We start from the raw sequence: 19,937 nt of genomic DNA on the forward strand, positions 1-19,937 counted from the left end.
CTGCTCTATCCGACTTGATAACAGCACACCTTACCGAAAACTAAATTACCAAGCCTGCCCTAAACACTCAACTACATATACACCAATGGCAAGTTATACGTCTGGCGCAGGGCATTGATATAGCGCTTTGATTTACACACCGAGCTGAGGTGCCAACGACTACCATAGCGGTGATATTGAACAAGTGCGCTTTGGGGGAAATAAACGTAATCAAGCAGTTACCCTAATGCTTCATAAATTCAGGTTTAAATTAGGTACATGCACGGCAATTTGGGCATTAAAAAGGTGAGCTAGGCTCACCTTTTTAATTAGTCTTTTAACGAGATAGACTTAGCTTCTATGCTAATTTTACCTTGTTTAAACAAACCACCAATGGCTTTTTTGAAGTTTGCTTTGCTGGTAGAAAATGCTTTTTTGATTTGTTCAGGATCTGATTTGTCTCCCAGCGGTAAGTAGCCACCGTTTTCTTTTAACGCTTGGATGATTTGATCACCAAGGTCAACAACTTTGCCCATGCCAGGTTTATCTAACACCACATCAATTTTGCCATCATCGCGGACTACTTTAATGTAGCCTTTGATCTTTTGACCAACGAACATACGTTTGAACACGGTATTAAAAAACACCACGCCAAAGTGTTGCTCGTTAATAATAACCTTGTAACCAATGTCGGTTTTAGCGGCAACGATAAGATCCACTTCTTGAAATTTTTCGTACCTTGGCTCGGTTTTATTGACGAACTTGTTGAGATTGCTAGAGGCGCATATGCGTTTACTGGCATTATCTAGATACAGCTTAACCAAGTAGCTATAGCCTTCACGCATTTTTGGCTTTTGTTCGTTAAATGGCGCTAGCACGTCTTTATCAATGCCAATATCCATAAACGCGCCAACGGTGCTCAACTCTTTTACACGCAAAAGGGCAAATTCACCAACTTGAGCAATGGGCGTTTTTGTTGTGGCAGTTGGATGACCTTGCGAGTCTTGATAAATAAATACTTGTACGCTATCGCCTTGTTCTAAATGTTCTTCGAGTTCATTGGCAGGTAAAAACACTTCGCCTAATTCTTTACCATCAAGGTAAGCACCTTCAGCGCACACTTCGCTTATCATTAACGTTTCAATACGACCTAACATGATTATTCCTCTGATGGCTTAGGTTTACGACGAAGAGGGGCGTTGCCATCCACATCAAATGGTGCAGGGATCGCTTTTTTAACTTTGGCTTTTGGCTTGATATTCTTTTTCACTGGCTTTTTAGCAACTGGTTTAGCTACTTGTGGTTTAACAATTTTAGGTTTTACTGGCCTAAAACCTTTGAATTTTGCTTCTAAGCCTTCGATGCTCGCAAATTCAAGTTTGTCGTTTAGGTAGTTTTTGATGGCAACGTAACTGTTCCAATCTTTTGGGCCAACCAATGAAATTGCAGTGCCTTTAAATCCAGCACGGCCGGTACGGCCAATTCGATGCACGTATTCTTCTGCTTGCTTCGGCAAATCAAAATTAATTACGTGTGTTACGCTCAGTAAATCAAGGCCACGTGAAGCAACGTCAGTTGTCACGAGCACTTTGAATATGCCACGGCTGAACGCATCCATGATATCTAGACGCTTGTTTTGTACTAAATCGCCAGCAAGTGCTGTGGCTTTAACGCCTAATTCATTCAGTTGCTCACTAATACGCGTTGTATCTGAGCGTGTAGCTGTAAAAATAATGCATTGACCTACGTCATCTTGCTGCACAAAGTGCTTTAGCAAGGCATCTTTATGATCCAAGTGGTCAGCAAAATATAGCGTCTGCTTAATATCGCCGTGTTGCTGATGAGCGTCACTTAAGATGATTTTTTTAGGGGCGCGTAATAAGTTTCTAGATGTTACTTCAACTTGGGCGTGATCAAGTGTTGCTGAAAACAGCAATGTTTGACGCAGCCTGTGGTTGGCTTCTTCATTAATCTTGTTCAATTGATCCGCAAAGCCCAAATCGAGCATACGATCAGCTTCATCAAAGATTAACAGCTCAAGGCCTGCAAGTTGCAAAGAGCGTTGCTCTAAATGGTCAGCAATACGCCCTGGAGTACCGATAACAATTTGTGGGTCTTTGCGCAATGCCTTAATTTGGTCATTAAAGTTTTCGCCACCTAAAATTTTAACCACATTGATACTAGTGCCTGCTATCAACAAGCGACATTGTGTAAATACTTGTGTGGCTAGCTCTCGGGTAGGGGCAATAATCAAAACACGTGGGTCGCGCTTACTTAATGCCTTTTGCTTCATGACACGATGCACTGCTGGTAATAAAAACGCTAAGGTTTTACCTGAACCTGTCTTGGACTGAGCGAATACATCATGCCCGGCGATGGCCGTGGGTACCGCCTGAGCTTGGATCTCAGTAGGCTCTGTGATCCCTTGGTGGGCAAGTTGTTTTTCGAGGCGAGTTTCAATGCCTAATTCGGTAAAATGCAAAGCGTTTTTCTCCAAAACTTAATTTCTATAAGACCGCGTATTATAGCAAAGCATTAGTAAGCTCTCCTAGCATTAAAGCACTTTGTATCTGGATTTTTGCAATTAAAGTAAAAATCCGTACAATACGCGCTCTAGCGCCGGATTTACGGTCCGGTATGTGTGCTTTTGGCGTTGTGCTTAATGCCCTAAGCGAAGTGAAAGCTGAAATTTAGGAAACCCTATGTCTAAACCATTTGTGGTTTGTGCCATGTATAAATTCGTGTCACTGCCAAACTTTGAACAAATTCGTCAACCACTTCATGATGTGATGGAACAGCATGAAGTACGCGGTACATTGTTACTTGCTGCTGAAGGTATTAACGGCACCGTTGCAGGTAAACGTGAAGGTATTGATGCCTTACTTGCGTGGCTCGATAAACAGCCTGGTTTAGATAACATTGTATTTAAAGAATCGTACGATGAAACTTGTCCGTTTTACCGCACTAAAGTAAAGCTTAAAAAAGAAATCGTGACCATGGGTGTACAAGGTATCGACCCGCTAAAAGTGGTGGGTAGCTACGTTAAGCCTAAAGAATGGAATGATTTGATCTCAGACCCTGAAGTTGTGGTGGTTGATACGCGTAATGATTACGAAATCGAAATAGGCACGTTTATACATGCTATTGATCCAAACACCAAAACGTTCCGTGAATTTCCGCAGTGGGCTAAAGAGAATTTAGATCCAAGCAAACATAAAAAAGTAGCCATGTTCTGTACCGGCGGTATTCGCTGTGAAAAATCAACAGCATACATGAAAGAGCAGGGTTTTGAAGAGGTTTATCACCTTGAAGGCGGTATCTTAAAGTACTTAGAAGAAGTACCAAAAGAAGAATCGCTTTGGGAAGGTGAGTGCTTTGTATTTGATAACCGTGTAGCGGTTGGTCACGACTTACAAAAAGGCTCATATGATCAGTGTCATGCTTGTCGTATGCCCATCACTGAAGAAGAAAAGCAACGTGAAGAGTATATGGAAGGCGTTTCATGCCATCATTGCCATGATAGCCTTACAGATGAGCAAAGAGCTCGCTTTGCAGAGCGTCAAAAGCAAATTCAGTTAGCCCAAGCGCGTGGTGAAGGGCACATCGGTCACGATGCACAAGAAGTTTTGCGCCAACGTAAAGAAGCAAAACAAGCTCAAAAAGAAGCGCAAAGACAAAAGTCAGCTTAATTAATGAGTAATAACTGCAAAAGCCTCAACGTTTAGTTGGGGCTTTTTTGTTGCTTTTGCAACCAATGTCATGCTTTTGTGGGGTTGTCGAAAGGGTTGATTGTTTGTTAGGCTAATTATGTCCAATATAACAACAATAGACGGCGAACCATGGGCAATTTATTTTTACAAGAGCGCGAGCGCTGGTGGGTTTGGTTAGTATGGGGCCTAATAGGCTGCCTCTCGAGTGGTTTTGTTTTAAGCTTAACTCATCAGCAAATAATGGGGTTTACTGTGCCAAGCTTATTGGTTTTAGCCATCACAGTTTGGATGAGTTATAGCAAACGTTTTGAGTTTTTTAGAGCGTTTAGAGTACTTTTAGTAATTGTTACTTTTTCTTTCTTTCCTTCTTTGCTCGATGCGCTATTACCTATCGATAAACTTTCAGTTGCGATGCTTAAAGGCGGACTAGTCTTAGTTTTTGGCATACTTCTTTGTATCTTTTGCGCTTGGTTTGCCAAAAGACCCAAGCAATATTATTGAATTTTACAAAAAATTGGTTCCAACTCTTTACAGCGATACTTAAAACCACTAATATGCGCGCCAACAACGGAGAGATGGCTGAGTGGTTGAAAGCACCGGTCTTGAAAACCGGCATACGTTAATAGCGTATCTAGGGTTCAAATCCCTATCTCTCCGCCACCTCATTCCCAAAACCGCCTTATTGGCGGTTTTTTTCGTTAGGAGGCTGTTATGTCAGCATTAGTTGTAAAACATACTAGCTTATGGATAGTGTTTGGCTTCTTTTATCTTAGCGGCTTGGAAATGGCCCTGCGTTTGGCCATTGATGGTCAGCAAGATCCTACATTAATTAAAACACTTTCACTTACCTTCTTGTTTAGCCTACTTGTTGCCCACTTGATAAGAAAGTACGAAAAAATGTGGCCGTTTTTGGCATCGGTTGTTATCAGCTTAACTGGCATTGTTGGATTTGGTTATTATTTTACGCAGCGCCTTACACAGTATAGCTTTGAGCTAGGGTTGGGGTTGTGTCTAAGTTTACCTCTAGCCACGTTTTTGGTAGGAAAAATCAAGCTTCCTGAACGTCAAGCGGACAAGTAAGTCCGTTTAAACTCATAACTGGCTATGTTACACTGCGCGCGTCTTTTAATAGAAACTAAAGTGAATTAACTTATGTCAGATTTATTTAATACAGATGCTGAAAAAGCAAGCTACGGAATTGGCTTACAAATGGGTGAGCAATTAAAGGCAAATCCATTTGAAGGTCTAAACTTGCACTCAGTATTTGAGGGAATGAAAGACGCATACGCGGGTGACGCGTTCCGTGTTGAGATCCCTGAGATCCAAGCTGCATTCGAAAAAATCAATGCTGAAATTCAAGCTCGTCGTGAAGAAGAAGCGAAAGTACTAGCTGCTGAAGGTATTGCATTCTTAGAAGAAAACGCAAAGCGTGCAGAAATCACAGTTACTGAGTCTGGCCTTCAATATGAAGTGATCAGCACAGGTGAGGGCGCAAAACCTGCAGCTGACTCAAAAGTACGTGTTCATTACCATGGTACTTTAATCAACGGTACTGTATTTGATAGCTCTTATGACCGCGGTCAGCCTGCTGAATTCCCGGTAAATGGCGTTATCAAAGGTTGGACTGAAGCATTACAACTAATGCCTGCTGGTTCAAAATGGCGCTTATATATCCCACACGAACTTGCATATGGTGAGCGTGGTGCTGGTGCATCAATCGCACCTTTCTCAACGTTAGTATTCGATGTTGAGCTTTTAGACGTTTTATAATCGCGAATAAACGATTTACGATAAAACACGAAAAAGGCCGGATCATTCCGGGCTTTTTCATGTGATTAATCCTACATCGCGCATGTGTGTGCCACATATTTAGGATAGATTTACCTCTAGTGCGCGTGTAGCATCTTAATGGTATATTAGTGAAATATTTCCTGCGCTTTTATAAGTGGATAGGGAGCGGTTTGAACCCTAAATAAGTAGAAATGGTATTGTATGTCTTTTCCTCCTTGCCCAAAATGTCACTCAGAGTATGTGTATCAAGATCAAGATAACTTTGTATGTCCTGTATGCGCATACGAATGGAACCCGTCACAAGCCAATGAAGACGACGCTGTCAGCGTAAAAGACGCAAATGGGGCGTTATTAGTGGATGGTGATAAAGTCACCGTGATAAAAGATCTCAAAATCAAAGGCAGCTCTCAAGTGATTAAAATTGGCACCAAAGCCTTGGTTAGACGCGTGCTTGATAAGAAAGACCATGAGCTTGACTGCAAAGTAGATGGCGTGGGTGAAATGATGGTCACCGCTAAGTTTGTAAAAAAGGCTTAAAGTGTAAATTTCATGCCAGATGTTAGCGTATTCATCTTGAACTGAAAGAGAAAAGGAGTAACGGTATGTATGAGATGTTGGTGGGACTTGAAGTGTATGATGGTGGCATCTACGAGCAATACAGGGCAGCAATGAAACCACTTCTTGCGCAATACGAGGGTGGGTTTGGGTACGATTTTGCTGTTAGCGAGGTATTGCGCTCAGAGGTGGACGTTGCGATAAACCGTGTGTTTACAATTTACTTTGCCAATAAAGCCAAAGCCGATGGTTTTTTTTCAAACAACGACTATCTAGCGATAAAAAGCCAATACTTTGAGTCATCAGTTCGAAATACGGTGATCATTGCCAGTTATGAAAAGTGAGCTTACGCCATCCAATTCTAAGTGAGGCTCAAACCAACGCTAAGTTTGATGGCAAATGCCACCACACTTTTAAATCGTCGGCGTAATTTTAAATACACCTAGCAGGCTTTGGTAAACCTGCAATTTTCGTGGCTTGTTTTGCAGGACCTTTGGGGAATAGTTTGTATAAGTACATGCTGTTTCCCTTATCTTCTCCAAGCGCTTTTGCCATCGCTTTGACTAACATGCGTATAGCAGGGCTTGTGTTATATTCTTCATAAAAGTCACGCACAAAGTTGACGACCTCCCAGTGCGCAGCTGTTAACTGAATACCTTCTTGCTCGGCGATGATGGGCGCAAGCTCAGGGCTCCACTGAGTATGGTCAAGCAAATAGCCTTGCTTATCTGTTTCTATTGATTGATTGTTTAGTTCTAACATGTTTTACCAAGTAATTGATTTATTCGCGTTACTTATCAGCTTAACCCATTCGATATCACTGAGTAGATTATATCCACAACTTGTTGATACGCCTCTGGCGATAGCACAGTCTGTTAGCATATAGAGCTTTTCACAAAGCTGACTGTAAGAGGCGTGATCATAGCACGCATCACCGCTGAGCAATACCGCATCATGACGCGCTATGAGTTGCTTTATATTTAACTTTTGATAATAAGTTACAGGTTTCGAAAATATGTGTACTGTCTCGATGCTCATAAGGTAACCACAAAGTCTTGCTGTTGAATTAATGACTGTTGCTGTTGCTTATTTAAGATGACAGCAGTGATGTTCAATTGCTCTTGAGTTAATTGGTATTTCGCCATGGCATCAGCACAAACGTATACCTGTTCTACATCATATATTTCTAACGTCTTAATCGACTTAAAATAGTCTTTAAGGCCTATATGCGTTGCAGATTGCTGCTTTTTCAGTGCAAGTATTGCGGAGTCTATTAACAACCAAGAAATATTCTGATCGATTGCCGCATATATTAATGTAGTGTCAAGCGCGTCACGTATTTTTTGGCCATCAAATGGGCTATCAGAACTTATCACTAAAACATTTTTCATTTAAATTGAACCCACTTATCTGCTTTTGTGCTTAGCATTGCAAACTCAGCTAAACCAGCAACTGTAAATAGTCCGGTGTTATTGGTATCTATGGCGCGCTTTTCAGCCGCAGTGACACATAACATAAGAGGAATACCTAAATCAGCCAGCGCTTGCCACGTCGCTTGGACATTTAGCTCATCAGATGCCAGTTGAAAGTGTTGTGAAGCATGATTAACAGCGTCTTGATATAAAAAAATACACGATATCTGGTGACCACTTTGCACAGCTGCATGTGCAAAACGAGACAGCCGCTGTAAGCAATCATGATCGGCAACGCCCGAATGCAAAGATAAAACAAATTTGCTCAAAATACGCCCATTAAAAAAGCCCCAAGAGGGGCTTATTTTACCAGAACAAACTGGTTAGTCATCACTTGCACCTAAAAGAGCTAATAATGAAGTAAACAAGTTATAGATGTTAAGATACAAACCAACCGTTGCAAGTACGTAGTTAGTCTCACCACCATTAATGATACGGCTCGTATCATATAAAATGAAACCAGACATAATTAACACAACGGCCGCATTTAACGCCATAAAGGCAACGCTACTACCAATGAACAGGTTTACTAGGCTGGCAATAACAACAACGATTAAACCCACTGTTAAAAAACCACCCATAAATGAGAAGTCTTTTTTAGTTGTAAGGGCATATGCAGATAGACCGAAGAAGATTAGCGCTGTAGAGCCTAGTGCTTGGGTAATAAGCATACCGCCGTTTGGCATTGCAGCATAGTGGTTAAGAAGTGGTCCTAATCCAAAGCCCATAATACCAGTGAATAAGAAGACTAAACCAATCGCAGACGATGAGTTTGCTTTTTTATGAATAACGAAAATTAGACCCAATCCAACAAGCGAACAGATTAGACCCGTGAAGCGTGGTAACGCCATTGTCATTGAAATACCTGCTGTGATAGCACTAAAAGCAAGTGTCATCGCAAGCAAGAAATATGTATTCTTTAATACCTTGTTAGTTTCAACGGTCGACATTACCGGTCTAGCGGTATCGTACGAATGATTGAACGCCATGGTTAAACTCCTTTGTGAACAAAAGTTCTAATATATTGACTGAGTAAAGGTTACCAAGAGTTATATGGTTCGGCAAACATTGTCGATCAAATAGAGTCGTGAAAAATTGGAAAGTTCCGTTTTGAGTATAAAATTGTTCTACATTTGAACAAAAGTGAGGTTTTTTGAGCACTTAAACTTTTTTTTGAAAAAAAAGCTTCACATTGTGGCGGGGATTATCTAATATTCGCCCCGCTGCGGAGAGATGGCTGAGTGGTTGAAAGCACCGGTCTTGAAAACCGGCATACGTTTATAGCGTATCTAGGGTTCAAATCCCTATCTCTCCGCCACTAATTTTATATGGTGCATTTGTGAATGCGTCATATCTGACTTCGGAGAGATGGCTGAGTGGTTGAAAGCACCGGTCTTGAAAACCGGCATACGTTTATAGCGTATCTAGGGTTCAAATCCCTATCTCTCCGCCACTATTCAATGAATAGTAAGCTGCTACACAATGTAGCGGCTTTTTTTTTGCTCAAAATTCCAAGCTTAGACCAAAGTCCACTGGTGAATATTTCATTATCATGCAATCTCAGTAACATTGACTCTATTTAAAGGTGTTGGATTGCATGAAACAAAAACTAGCCAAAAGCGTTGCTTTATCATTATTGTCACCCATATTTGTTGGTGCTTTGCTGGGCGTGTATTTTTCTATATCCAGTCAGGGATCAGGCCTTAGCATATTTTTTAGTATGTTAAGTACGGCAATTGCAAATGCACATGTAGTGGGGTTATCTATGGCGTTATGTGTTTTGCCTGGGTATTTGATTTTAGTCAAAAAGCAAAAGGTACGCTATGACGTGATACTGACTCTTGGCATGCTAGGAGGTGTATTATTTAGTATCCTTTTTGCCGCTAGCAGTGGTGGGGCTTTGCTAGTTAATGCTGTAATGACGACAATTGCCGCTGGGTTGTTTTTATACGGCTTGAGGCGATTTGCTTAACTTTGTACCAGGCGCTGCTCTATATTTAGCCAAGTAGCACTATATTTACGGATATTTAATACTTTTTCGCCACAAAAGGTTTCAATTAATTCTGTGAAAGAGTACCTTAGACTTTTGTATGTTGTAACCGTGATTTAGTAGATGCAGAAGCAAGAATTTTATCAGTCACTCACAAAGCAAGCACAAGCTCTAATTAGCACAGAAAGTAATGTCGTGGCTAATATGGCTAATTTAAGTGCTTTGCTGTTTACGTCACTAGAAGATATCAATTGGGCTGGCTTTTATTTTGTCGATAGTCCAGAAGAGTTAGTCTTGGGACCATTTCAAGGTAACCCTGCCTGTATACGTATTCCTATGGGTAAAGGCGTGTGCGGCACGGCTGCTAAAAGTCAGCAAACCCAGTTAGTTGAAGATGTACACGCTTTTGATGGGCATATTGCCTGCGATGCGGCGTCTAATTCTGAAATTGTCATCCCTATCTTTAAAGATGGCAAAGTGTATGCTGTGCTTGATATAGATAGCCCTTCGTTATCTCGTTTTGACGAAGATGACAAGAATGGCCTTGAGGCACTGGTTAAAAGCTTTGAGTTGACTTTATCGTGAAAGACTTACTAAACGTACAAGATTACTTATTTTCAACTGCCGACGTGGGTGACTGGGAAGGCGAAGAAGAACATGTTGCCGAAACGCTTAACGAATTGATTCATTTTGCATGGCAACAATTACCAGATGATCTCGAATGCGAAATCATCGATAATGTAATAAACGGTATTTGGGAACATCTTCGTGGTGATTTAGCCTTACTTGAGGCCGAATTTGAAGAGTTAACAGACTGGGTAACACACTATATCCAATCATCGTTAGATGAGCAGATATCATAAATAGGTTCAAAAATGGAAACCACAAACAAGCTAAAAGATATTAATGAGGTACTGGATTTTCTATATTCAGAGTTTCCTCAGTGTTTTAAACAAAAAGATGGCATAAAGCCATTAAAAGTCGGCATTTTTAAAGATATTGCTGAGCGCATCGAAGGCTCTGAGAAGGTAAGTAAAACGCAGGTGCGTCAGGCATTGCGTAAATACACTTCTAACTGGCGATATCTAGAAGCGGTTACTAAGCATGAGTTCCGTATCGACCTAGACGGTAACGATGCTGAAAAAGTAGAGCAAGAGCACATCGAACATGCTCAAAAAGCGCTAGAAGAAAGCCGTGCAAAAATGGCTAAGCGCAAAAAGCCACAGCGTCCTCGTCAAGACGGCGAAACAAAATCTTACAAAAAGAAAGGTGCACCGCATCCTCGCTCAGGCGATAAAAACGCTAGAGTTAATAAAAAGCCAGAACCTCAACAAGCTAAGCGCAGCTCAGGTAAAGTTGAACCATTGCCTGCGAATGAGGTCAAGGTTAATAACAAAGTAAAAGTTAAGTTAGGCCAAGCACTTGTTAATGCAACTATTACTGAAGTGAACAAAGATGAAGTTCACGTAGAGTTAGTTACTGGTATGCAAGTTAAAACTAAAGCAGACAGCCTATATATCGTTTAAGGAGTTGTGCGTATGAGTAAAAAGTTGACACTCATTCCTGTTGTTGCCGCATTAATATCTGGGGCAGCCTTTGCATCATCAAATACCGTTACTGAGAAGGATATTCCGGTCTTAGCACCAGAATCTCAACATACAACGGCTAGCAAACGAGTGACCAACTTATTTACTCGCCAGCACTATAAACGCTTTAGCTTCGATGACGCTTTGTCGGAAGAAATTTTTGATCGTTACGTTGATTCACTCGACTATAACCGATCTGTTTTCCTACAAAGCGACATTGATAAATTCAAAAGCTACAGAAAACAGTTTGATGATGCGTTAAAAACGGGCAAATTAGAATTTGCTTACGACATGTTTAATTTAAGCATGAAACGGCGTTTTGAACGTTTTCAATTTGCCTTGTCTTTGCTAGAAAAAGAAATGACGTTTGATAAACCAGACGCATTTTTTTATGACCGAGAAGACATTGCTTTTGCACAGACTCAGCAAGAACTTGATGAATATTGGCGTCAACGTGTTAAGTCTGATGCATTGCGTTTGAAGCTCACTGGTAAAGACTGGAAAGAAATCCAAGAAATTTTAAGCAAACGATACAACAACACTTTAAAGCGTTTAGTACAAACTAACAGCGAAGACGCATTTCAAGTTGTAATGAATTCATTTGCACGCAGTGTTGAAGCACATACATCTTATCTATCCCCGCGCCGTGCAGAGCAGTTCAAGATGGACATGGATCTTGAATTAGAAGGGATTGGTGCAGTACTTGGCTATGATGAAGACTACACTGTTATTCGCTCGCTTGTGCCTGGTGGCCCTGCCGATAAATCTGAGCAAATAAAGCCCGATGACCGCATTGTTGGCGTAGCACAAGATAATGAAGAGTTTGTTGATGTGATAGGCTGGCGCTTAGACGACGTGGTTGATCTTATTAAAGGCCCTAAAGGAACTAAGGTTAGGCTTCAGTATTTAAAAGGCTCAGATACGCACGGTACACCTAAAGTTGTAGAAATTGTGCGGGATAAAATTCGCCTTGAAGATAGAGCAGCTAAATCTGAAGTATTCGAAGCCAAATATTCAGATCTAACTAGCAAGATTGGTGTAATCGAAATACCAAGCTTTTACAATAATTTATCTAAAGATGTAAAAGTAGAGATTGCTAAACTCAAAGAACAGAAAGTAGATGGCATTGTTATTGACCTTCGTCAAAACGGCGGTGGTTCGTTATATGAGGCAACTCAGCTAACAGGTTTATTTATTGATCAAGGACCTGTGGTACAAATTCACACAGCTTACAATCGTGTCGAAGCGCAACAAGACCGAGACGGTATTACATTTTACGATGGGCCTATGACGGTACTGGTTGATCGTTATAGTGCGTCTGCGTCTGAGATTTTTGCCGCTGCTATCCAAGACTATGGTCGCGGAGTTGTTATTGGAGAGCAAACCTTTGGTAAAGGCACCGTGCAACAACACCGAGGCTTGAGTAAAAATTACGATTTGTTCAGTAATGCTTTAGGTAGTGTTACTTACACAATCGCTAAGTTTTATCGTATTAACGGTGGTAGCACACAAAACAAAGGGGTGATCCCTGATGTATTGCTGCCTTCGGCAATTGAACCTGAAGAGTGGGGCGAGAGCCAAGAAGACAACGCACTACCATGGGACAGTATTAAGCAGGCAAGCTATAGCAGCTTAGACAACTTAAAACCGGTTGTTGAGTATTTAAAAGCAAAGCATGAGTCTCGAGTAAAAAAAGAGCCAGAGTTTAAATACGTTTACGATGATATTGTGCGGTATAAAGAACAAAATGACGATAAGAAAATATCGTTAGTTGAGGCTGAAAGACTTAAAGAACGTGATGAGGCTGAAAAACGTTCACTAGCAAGAAATAATGAACGCCTCAAGAGGCTAGGAATGGAGCCTGTTGACAATTTGGATGATTTGCCAGAAGTGTTATCAGAGCTTGATCCTTATTTAGAAGAAGCTGCGCTTATTACGCAGGATCTTATCTCATTTGGCCGATTAGCAAAAAATGATGTATAAACATTAATCTAAATCGGCATAAAAAGGCGCTACGGCGCCTTTTTTGTTACGACTTGCGTCATGAATTTGCTATTATTCACGCCAGCTACTTTACGAATAACAATGATAAAACTATTACCACGACTCAAGGTCGTGCGTAAAAAATAATAATAAGCATGAATTTCATGCGTAGGAGAGTTCAGTTTGAAGCAACCTAAACAACCCTCATTTTTAGATGCGTTTGTGCCAATTACAGTATTAGTCTGCTTACTCGGTGCAGCTGTATATTTATATGGAGACAACTCTTCATCGGGTCCCAATCAAATAGCACTATTATTTGCCACTTTTACAGCTGCATTAGTCGGTTTAAAAAATGGTTACACTTGGAAAACACTCGAAGAAGCAATGATCAAAGGGATCACCTTATCTCTAGGGGCGATCCTTATCTTATTGATGGTAGGAGCCCTGATAGGTACGTGGCTTTTGTCAGGCACTGTGCCTACATTGATTTACTATGGGTTGCAAATAATCAGTCCAAACTGGTTTTATGCCGCCAGCTGTATGATATGCGGTATTGTTGCAATGAGTATTGGCAGCTCTTGGACCACCGCGGCAACCATTGGTGTGGCCTTGCTTGGGGTAGCTACAGGTCTTGGGCTTGATCAAGTAGTTACAGCGGGGGCAGTTATCTCTGGTGCTTACTTTGGCGATAAACTAAGTCCACTTTCAGAAACTACCAACTTAGCACCAGCTGTTGCTGGAAGCGATTTGTTCGAACATATTCAACATATGCTGTGGACAACCGTACCAAGTTTTGTTATTGCGCTGATTATATTTACTTTTATGGGTTTCAGTGCAGAAGTTAATAGTGATATTGGCCGCATAGAAGAGATAGTCACTATCCTAAAGGGTAACTTTACTATTAATCCAGTGATGTTAGTGCCATTACTTGTGTTACTCGTACTTGCGTTTAAAAAAATGCCTGCATTTCCTGCTATTTCTATCGGAGCAGTCGTTGGTGCTGTATGGGCAATGTTGTTTCAAGGTGACTTAATTCAAAGTCAAATAGATACATCGCAGGGCGAGTTAGTTGGTTATTTTAAACTGGTGTGGGCTACTTTTTATGAAGGTTTTAGCATAACCACTGGTGATGGCAAAATGGATGACTTACTCAGTGGCGGCGGTATGTCAAATATGCTCAATACAACTTGGTTGGTGATGACTGCGCTAATGTTTGGCGCGATTATGGAAAAAACAGGTCTACTTGATATTTTTGTTCGTAGTATTTTAAAAATAGCCAAGAGCACAGGTTCTTTGATTGCAGCAACGATTGCCACCTGTATCGGTACAAATGTCGTTGCTGCAGATCAATATATCGCTATTGTTGTTCCAGGCAGAATGTTTAAAGAAGAATATAAAAAGCGCGGCCTAAAGCCTGTTAACTTATCACGTACATTAGAGGATGGCGGAACAATTACAAGCCCGTTAATACCTTGGAATACATGTGGTGCATACATGCAAAGTGTGTTGTTGATTAATCCATTTGACTATGCTTTATATGCATTCTTTAATTTAATTAATCCGGTGCTGGCAATTATCTACGCGTACTTGGGCATTAAAATATTACGCATAAAGCCAAAAGACACAGCTGAACCAGCTTAATCATGTCGCCCTGTTTATTCGGGGCGTTTTTTTGAGGAAAAACCATGCAAACAAAGCCTCAAGCTAAGTATCTAAAGGACTATAAAGGACCATCACACCAAGTAGCCAGTTTAGAACTTACCTTTGATTTATATCCTACTAAGACAACAGTTAAAGCAAAAGCGCGTTATACAGCCACTGACGAGAAAACTTCGTTAAAACTAGATGGCGTAGAGCTAAAATTACTATCGGTAAAAGTTGACGGTAAACTATTTGACCAATACGAATACGCTCAAGACTACTTGTTGCTTAATGGACTACCTAAAGACTTTGAACTTGAAATTGAAACGCAGATATCGCCACAAACCAATACGTCTTTGGAAGGCTTATATCTATCAGGCGGTGCGTATTGTACGCAATGTGAAGCCGAAGGCTTCAGAAAGATTACGTATTTCTTAGATAGACCTGATGTATTAACTGTTTACACCGTAACGGTCATCGGCGAGCAATCTATGCCACACTTGCTCTCTAATGGTAATAAAATTGAATCAGGCCAGTTGGCTGATGGGCGTCATTTTGCAAAATGGCACGACCCATTTAAAAAGCCCAGTTACTTATTTGCATTAGTAGCAGGGGACTTCGACGTTCTTGAAGATGAGTTTATTACTCGCTCAGGTAGAAAAGTCGACTTGGCTTTGTTCGTGGATAAAGGCAACCTAAGTAAAGCGCCTCATGCTATGTCATCATTAAAAAAAGCCATGGAATGGGACGAGCAGCGCTTTGGTCTTGAATACGATCTTGATATCTACATGATTGTTGCGGTCGATTTTTTCAATATGGGCGCAATGGAAAATAAAGGCTTAAACGTTTTTAACAGCTCTTGCGTGCTAGCGAACCAACAAACAGCGACAGACAGAGACTATCACACAATAGAATCAATCGTTGGTCATGAATATTTTCATAACTGGACCGGCAATCGTGTGACATGCCGTGATTGGTTCCAATTATCGTTAAAAGAAGGCTTAACGGTTTTTCGAGATCAAGAATTTAGCAGTGACTTAGGCTCAAGAGGTTTAAACCGTATTGATGCCGTGATGGCGATGAGAACGCATCAATTTGCAGAAGATGCAGGGCCAATGGCTCATTCTATCCGCCCTGATAAAGTTATTGAAATGAATAACTTTTATACAGTGACTGTCTATAACAAGGGTGCAGAAGTGATCCGCATGATGCACACCTTACTAGGTGAAGAAAACTTCCAAAAAGGCATGCAACTGTATTTTGAACGTCATGATGGTTGTGCAGTTACTTGTGATGATTTTGTGGCTGCAATGCAAGATGCCAGCAATGTTGATTTACGTCAGTTCAGATTATGGTATGAGCAAATTGGCACACCAACGCTTACGGTAGAGACTGAGTATCTGCCCCAGAGCAACACCTATGCGTGTACCATCAAGCAGAAGCATGCTCAAAATGACCCAATACAGAGTCCATTGCATATTCCTTTTGCCATCGAGTTATTGGACAAGTCGGGCCATACATTACCGCTTATTGTAAATGGTGAACGAGTATCAAAAGTTATCAATGTGACTCAAGAAGAGCAGACCGTGGTGTTTGAGCAAATACCAGAGCGACCGGTGGCGGTATTGTTAGAAGACTTTTCTGCACCTGTATTGGTTAAATATGATTATAAAATGTCGGAATTGATCCACATTATTGCTCATGCAAGTAGTGACTATGTTCGTTGGGAAGCTGCACAACAAGCTTTTCAGTTAGAGGTACTTAAAGGGGTCGAACAGTTTAATAGCGGCGCTGACATTGCCTTGTCAAGTGAGCTACTAGAAACGTTCAGCAAACTGCTGTGTGACAGACGAGGTGATTTGGCGTTGTTAGCTGAGCTGATCAGAGTGCCAAGTTTTGACACTTTATCCAGTGCCTTTGAGCAGATCCCCGTAGATGCACTTAATAGCTGTATAAAATGCTTTGAGCGAGATATTGCAAGTCATTTAGCAGATACTTTAAAACAAGCTTTTGAAGCCTGCGAAGAAAACGGCGAGCTAACCCACGAAGCGATATCCGCAAGAGTACTCAAAAATGTGTGCTTGTATTATTTAGCTATGGTGGCAGACGACAAAGTGTCTCGGTGGTTAGATAATCAATTAGACAGCGACAACATGACGTTAAAGTTTGGCGCACTCAAGGCGACATTTAACGCTCAGTTAGCTTCGTCAGACAATACTATGGCTAAGTTTGATTCACAGTGGCGTCATGATCTGTTAGTGATGGATAAGTGGTTTGCGTTGCAAGCAACTCAAGTCGGCGAGCAAGCGATAGCTAAAATAAAAAGTTTGTATGTGCATCCATGTTTTGATAAATCAAACCCAAACCGAGTAAGAGCACTAATTGGAAGCTTTGCAAGGAACAACTCCGAAGAGTTTCATCGAATTGATGGAGAGGGATATAGGTTGTTGGGAGACTTACTCATCGAACTCAATGCAATTAATCCGCAAAATGCTTCTAGAATGCTTACACCATTTATGTCGTGGAAACGCTATGATGAGCAACGGCAAACATTAATGAAAGCTCAACTAGAACGTCTATCAAAATTGTCAGACCTAAGTGATGACTTGTATGAAAAAGTTGAAAAAGCATTAAGTTAGGTAAAAATAGTGCAGGAATATTTTTTTTCAATGTACCTTACTTATGATCAATGTATGGAATATTATCAAGGAAATATTAAGTACATTCAGGTGACAGAGGATGGTGGAAAGCGAATTCGCTTTCCTGCCATTCATATTCGCAAGTTTGTTTCTTCTTTAGGTATAAGAGGGCGCTTTCGATTATGTCTAGATGGCCAAAACAGCTTTGTTTCGCTTGAAAAAATTGCTTAATAAAAAATTTTAACCCACTCGTATTGTATTTTTGTTAAATGGGTTTGTTATAAACTTAAATTACGTGTTATAAATTGTCTGGTAGGACGTCTTACCAAGAGTAAAATAGCGACCTAAAAGCTAAAAAGCACCGATTGAACGCGTTCCATTTGTAATTTTGATAATTCGCTTCTATCGTTACGACAACAAAAAACAACTACTTGATTATAAAATACCCGCCATAAGGGGGAGAAATAATGATAAAAAGATCGCTTTTTGTGAAAAACAAAATCATGCTCGGTCTTAGTGCTGCTGCTTTATCTATGAGCAGTGCACCTTTACTTGCTGCAAGCTTTCAAGTCGGTGATTTTGATATCACATTCGACTCGACTTTTTCTTACGGACAGAGTATTCGCGTTGAAGATAGAGATTTTCAATATATAGGTAAAAGTAACCATCCACGATTCAATTGGTCTGGTTATAACGCAATAACTGGTAATACCGTTTATAGCTCTGCCGACGTGTGGAGTACGCCTGGCGCATACTCAAACAATGGTGATGCCGGTAATTTAAACTTTGACTCAGGTGATACTTTTTCGCAGTTAGTTAAAGGAACTCATGACCTTTCTATTAGCAAAGATAATTACGGGTTTTTCTCTCGTTTTATGTATTTTTATGACTTTGCTATGGAAGATGGGGATTTTGCACACAACAATCCAGTTTCTGGTAAAAAAGCTGATCCATGTGCATACGATGAGACTAAAGAGCAAGTATGTTCAGATATTCGACTATTAGATGCGTTTGTTTGGGCCGATTTCGATCTGAACGATGGTAAAAATCCATTATCAGTTCGTTTGGGTCAACAAGTTGTAAACTGGGGTGAAAGTACGCTTATCAGCCACGGCATCAACGTTAATCCAGTAGATATAGACCGCTTAAAGGCACCCGGTTCCGAGGTAAAAGAAGCACTTATTCCTGTTGGTATGCTTTGGGCTTCACTTGGTATTACCGAACACATTACGCTGGAAGGTTTTTATCAGTACGATTGGCACGAAACACGCCTACCAGCGACTGGCAGCTACTTTTCTACCAATGACTTTGCTTCAGCAAATGGTTTTTCGCAAAATATCCAGTTAGGTTTCACCTCAAACCCAGATATTGACTTGCAGCATTTAACAGACTCTTTAAATTCACTTCAAGCAACTTGGCTCGGCGCATTAACAGCGCAGGGACAAGATGTTACACAACCTGGTGTGACAAGCAGCGAGTCAGCGCAAAAACTATTGGCACAAATGTATTTAGCTTATCCCACTAAGGTTGCCTTAAAGGGCAAAGGGGATGCTGGTAAAAATGAGCCAGAAGATGGTGGCCAATATGGTGTGCGTCTTGGTATTTACTCTCCAGAGTTAAATGACACTGAGTTTGCGCTTTATTACATTAATTACCATAGCCGTAGACCTTTGATCTCAGGTAAAGCATCTAACTTTACGAGTGAGGCTATTGCTAAAGACTTAGCGTATATCGCAGGTAATACTATCACTGAAGATAATATCACCAATCTAAATGCATTTACGCAAGGTATTATTGAATATCCTGAAGACATTAAACTATATGGCTTGAGCTTCAATACCGCTTTGGGTGAAACGGCGTTTTCAGGTGAGTTTACCTACCGTCAAGACGAGCCTCTGCAAATTGATGACGTAGAGCTACTTTATGCGGGTATGGTTGAGCAGCTAGCATACGCGGGTCGTCGAGATGACTTTGCGGGCTTCTCGCAGTTAAGTCAGGGCGATGCGGTTGCTTACGTTGAGCCGGGTGAGATTGCACAGGGCTATGTACTAAAAGATACGCTGCAAGCGCAATTTACTGCTACACATTTATTTGGCCCGTCTTTAGGTGCGGATAGCTGGGCGGTTGTAGGTGAATTGGGTGCTGTTACAATCAAAGATATGCCTACCTATGACCAGCTTCGCTTAAACGTTGCAGGTACAGGTCGAAGCGGCACGATTGAGGGTATTTCAGGTAAAGAATACGACTTGATCCATAAAGCCGTTTCGAATGGCCCTGAAGTGAACCCATTCCCAACTTCTTCAGCGTGGGGTTATCGCCTAATTGCTAAGGGTGAGTTTAATAACTTATTTTCAGGCGTAAACTTTTCACCAAAAGTTGTATTTTCGCACGATGTAAATGGTATCACACCTGATCCTATGTTCTTGTTTGTTGAGGATCGTAAGTCTTTAGGTGTCACCATGAATTTCAACTATCAAAATACATGGTCATTTGACTTTGGCTACAACACCTTCTGGGGTGGTGGCGCAACAAATACATTCGCAGACCGTGATTTTGTGTCTTTTAACATCAAGTATTCAATTTAAGGGCTT

The 19,937-nt window shown here is 40.9% G+C and carries 21 protein-coding genes and 3 tRNA genes; 17 read left to right on the forward strand and 7 right to left on the reverse strand.

From position 1 onward, the window contains the following. Positions 1-308 precede the first annotated feature (308 nt). Positions 309-1,142, reverse strand: a complete 834-nt coding sequence (locus tag HC733_RS03700; RefSeq protein WP_190363765.1) for a S1-like domain-containing RNA-binding protein — start codon at positions 1,140-1,142, stop codon at positions 309-311. After that, a complete protein-coding gene (locus HC733_RS03705) occupies positions 1,139-2,461 on the reverse strand; it encodes a DEAD/DEAH box helicase (protein WP_190363703.1) in 1,323 nt (440 codons plus the stop codon). The genes HC733_RS03700 and HC733_RS03705 overlap by 4 nt, the downstream gene beginning before the upstream one ends. A gap of 220 nt (positions 2,462-2,681) precedes the next feature. Here HC733_RS03705 and trhO point away from each other — a divergent pair, with 220 nt between their 5' ends. The 6 genes from trhO (at position 2,682) to HC733_RS03735 (ending at position 6,379) form a co-directional block, all read left to right on the forward strand. Then, on the forward strand, positions 2,682-3,668 hold the full coding sequence (trhO, locus tag HC733_RS03710) for an oxygen-dependent tRNA uridine(34) hydroxylase TrhO (protein WP_190363704.1): 987 nt from the start codon (positions 2,682-2,684) through the stop codon (positions 3,666-3,668). Between the two features lie 590 nt (positions 3,669-4,258). Further along, positions 4,259-4,349, forward strand: a tRNA-Ser gene (locus HC733_RS03715). 51 nt (positions 4,350-4,400) lie between these two features. Next, on the forward strand, positions 4,401-4,769 hold the full coding sequence (locus HC733_RS03720; protein ID WP_190363705.1) for a hypothetical protein: 369 nt from the start codon (positions 4,401-4,403) through the stop codon (positions 4,767-4,769). A 72-nt stretch (positions 4,770-4,841) separates the two neighbouring features. Further along, positions 4,842-5,459 carry an FKBP-type peptidyl-prolyl cis-trans isomerase gene (locus HC733_RS03725; protein WP_190363706.1) on the forward strand — a complete coding sequence of 206 codons (618 nt, stop codon included), beginning with the start codon at positions 4,842-4,844 and terminating at the stop codon, positions 5,457-5,459. A gap of 222 nt (positions 5,460-5,681) precedes the next feature. Beyond that, the gene (locus HC733_RS03730) at positions 5,682-6,017 is read left to right on the forward strand and encodes a zinc ribbon domain-containing protein YjdM (protein ID WP_190363707.1); all 336 of its coding nucleotides are present in this window, start codon (positions 5,682-5,684) and stop codon (positions 6,015-6,017) included. Between the two features lie 65 nt (positions 6,018-6,082). Then, positions 6,083-6,379, forward strand: a complete 297-nt coding sequence (locus HC733_RS03735) for a DUF1330 domain-containing protein (RefSeq protein ID WP_190363708.1) — start codon at positions 6,083-6,085, stop codon at positions 6,377-6,379. An 88-nt stretch (positions 6,380-6,467) separates the two neighbouring features. On the opposite strand, the gene HC733_RS03740 is transcribed toward HC733_RS03735, so the two are convergent. From HC733_RS03740 to HC733_RS03760, 5 genes are read right to left on the reverse strand one after another with little or no spacing between them, the layout of a single operon-like run. Further along, on the reverse strand, positions 6,468-6,797 hold the full coding sequence (locus tag HC733_RS03740; RefSeq protein WP_190363709.1) for a TusE/DsrC/DsvC family sulfur relay protein: 330 nt from the start codon (positions 6,795-6,797) through the stop codon (positions 6,468-6,470). 3 nt (positions 6,798-6,800) lie between these two features. Then, a complete protein-coding gene (locus HC733_RS03745) occupies positions 6,801-7,073 on the reverse strand; it encodes a tRNA 2-thiouridine-synthesizing protein (RefSeq protein WP_190363710.1) in 273 nt (90 codons plus the stop codon). After that, on the reverse strand, positions 7,070-7,426 hold the full coding sequence (tusC, locus tag HC733_RS03750) for a sulfurtransferase complex subunit TusC (protein ID WP_190363711.1): 357 nt from the start codon (positions 7,424-7,426) through the stop codon (positions 7,070-7,072). Before tusC ends, HC733_RS03745 begins: the two co-directional genes overlap by 4 nt. After that, positions 7,423-7,776 (reverse strand): sulfurtransferase complex subunit TusD, encoded by a 354-nt coding sequence (gene tusD, locus HC733_RS03755; protein WP_190363712.1) that lies wholly within the window; start codon positions 7,774-7,776, stop codon positions 7,423-7,425. Before tusD ends, tusC begins: the two co-directional genes overlap by 4 nt. A gap of 54 nt (positions 7,777-7,830) precedes the next feature. After that, on the reverse strand, positions 7,831-8,496 hold the full coding sequence (locus tag HC733_RS03760) for a Bax inhibitor-1/YccA family protein (RefSeq protein ID WP_171624465.1): 666 nt from the start codon (positions 8,494-8,496) through the stop codon (positions 7,831-7,833). 238 nt (positions 8,497-8,734) lie between these two features. On the opposite strand from HC733_RS03760, the gene HC733_RS03765 reads away from it, so the two are divergent. The 11 genes from HC733_RS03765 (at position 8,735) to HC733_RS03815 (ending at position 19,931) form a co-directional block, all read left to right on the forward strand. Further along, positions 8,735-8,825 (forward strand) — tRNA-Ser (locus tag HC733_RS03765). Positions 8,826-8,869: 44 nt separating this feature from the next. Next, positions 8,870-8,960 (forward strand) — tRNA-Ser (locus HC733_RS03770). A 144-nt stretch (positions 8,961-9,104) separates the two neighbouring features. Continuing rightward, positions 9,105-9,479 carry a hypothetical protein gene (locus HC733_RS03775; protein WP_190363713.1) on the forward strand — a complete coding sequence of 125 codons (375 nt, stop codon included), beginning with the start codon at positions 9,105-9,107 and terminating at the stop codon, positions 9,477-9,479. A 141-nt stretch (positions 9,480-9,620) separates the two neighbouring features. Beyond that, a complete protein-coding gene (locus HC733_RS03780; RefSeq protein ID WP_190363714.1) occupies positions 9,621-10,082 on the forward strand; it encodes a GAF domain-containing protein in 462 nt (153 codons plus the stop codon). Next, positions 10,079-10,360, forward strand: coding sequence for a hypothetical protein (locus HC733_RS03785; protein ID WP_171624463.1), 282 nt, complete (start codon positions 10,079-10,081; stop codon positions 10,358-10,360). Before HC733_RS03780 ends, HC733_RS03785 begins: the two co-directional genes overlap by 4 nt. Positions 10,361-10,372: 12 nt before the next feature. After that, entirely contained in the window at positions 10,373-11,023 is a 651-nt protein-coding gene (gene proQ, locus HC733_RS03790; RefSeq protein WP_190363715.1) for an RNA chaperone ProQ, read from the forward strand. 12 nt (positions 11,024-11,035) lie between these two features. Next, positions 11,036-13,066 carry a carboxy terminal-processing peptidase gene (gene prc, locus HC733_RS03795; RefSeq protein WP_190363716.1) on the forward strand — a complete coding sequence of 677 codons (2,031 nt, stop codon included), beginning with the start codon at positions 11,036-11,038 and terminating at the stop codon, positions 13,064-13,066. 183 nt (positions 13,067-13,249) lie between these two features. Continuing rightward, a complete protein-coding gene (gene nhaC / locus HC733_RS03800) occupies positions 13,250-14,707 on the forward strand; it encodes a Na+/H+ antiporter NhaC (RefSeq protein ID WP_190363717.1) in 1,458 nt (485 codons plus the stop codon). Positions 14,708-14,751: 44 nt separating this feature from the next. After that, entirely contained in the window at positions 14,752-17,346 is a 2,595-nt protein-coding gene (gene pepN, locus HC733_RS03805; RefSeq protein WP_190363718.1) for an aminopeptidase N, read from the forward strand. A gap of 9 nt (positions 17,347-17,355) precedes the next feature. Then, the gene (locus HC733_RS03810; RefSeq protein ID WP_190363719.1) at positions 17,356-17,577 is read left to right on the forward strand and encodes a DUF2835 family protein; all 222 of its coding nucleotides are present in this window, start codon (positions 17,356-17,358) and stop codon (positions 17,575-17,577) included. A 236-nt stretch (positions 17,578-17,813) separates the two neighbouring features. Next, positions 17,814-19,931, forward strand: a complete 2,118-nt coding sequence (locus HC733_RS03815) for a DUF1302 domain-containing protein (RefSeq protein ID WP_190363720.1) — start codon at positions 17,814-17,816, stop codon at positions 19,929-19,931. The last annotated feature ends 6 nt before the right edge of the window (positions 19,932-19,937 follow it).

Origin of the sequence: Pseudoalteromonas sp. S16_S37 (assembly GCF_014694405.1) — a bacterium.
Lineage (GTDB): Bacteria > Pseudomonadota > Gammaproteobacteria > Enterobacterales > Alteromonadaceae > Pseudoalteromonas.

Coding starts and splice junctions, on each gene's coding strand:
- trhO (WP_190363704.1), top strand. CDS start 2,682: ATGTCTAAACCATTTGTGGTTTGTGCCATGTATAAATTCGTGTCACTG.
- HC733_RS03720 (WP_190363705.1), top strand. CDS start 4,401: ATGTCAGCATTAGTTGTAAAACATACTAGCTTATGGATAGTGTTTGGC.
- HC733_RS03725 (WP_190363706.1), top strand. CDS start 4,842: ATGTCAGATTTATTTAATACAGATGCTGAAAAAGCAAGCTACGGAATT.
- HC733_RS03730 (WP_190363707.1), top strand. CDS start 5,682: ATGTCTTTTCCTCCTTGCCCAAAATGTCACTCAGAGTATGTGTATCAA.
- HC733_RS03735 (WP_190363708.1), top strand. CDS start 6,083: ATGTATGAGATGTTGGTGGGACTTGAAGTGTATGATGGTGGCATCTAC.
- HC733_RS03740 (WP_190363709.1), bottom strand. CDS start 6,797: ATGTTAGAACTAAACAATCAATCAATAGAAACAGATAAGCAAGGCTAT.
- HC733_RS03745 (WP_190363710.1), bottom strand. CDS start 7,073: ATGAGCATCGAGACAGTACACATATTTTCGAAACCTGTAACTTATTAT.
- tusC (WP_190363711.1), bottom strand. CDS start 7,426: ATGAAAAATGTTTTAGTGATAAGTTCTGATAGCCCATTTGATGGCCAA.
- HC733_RS03760 (WP_171624465.1), bottom strand. CDS start 8,496: ATGGCGTTCAATCATTCGTACGATACCGCTAGACCGGTAATGTCGACC.
- HC733_RS03775 (WP_190363713.1), top strand. CDS start 9,105: ATGAAACAAAAACTAGCCAAAAGCGTTGCTTTATCATTATTGTCACCC.
- HC733_RS03780 (WP_190363714.1), top strand. CDS start 9,621: ATGCAGAAGCAAGAATTTTATCAGTCACTCACAAAGCAAGCACAAGCT.
- proQ (WP_190363715.1), top strand. CDS start 10,373: ATGGAAACCACAAACAAGCTAAAAGATATTAATGAGGTACTGGATTTT.
- prc (WP_190363716.1), top strand. CDS start 11,036: ATGAGTAAAAAGTTGACACTCATTCCTGTTGTTGCCGCATTAATATCT.
- pepN (WP_190363718.1), top strand. CDS start 14,752: ATGCAAACAAAGCCTCAAGCTAAGTATCTAAAGGACTATAAAGGACCA.
- HC733_RS03815 (WP_190363720.1), top strand. CDS start 17,814: ATGATAAAAAGATCGCTTTTTGTGAAAAACAAAATCATGCTCGGTCTT.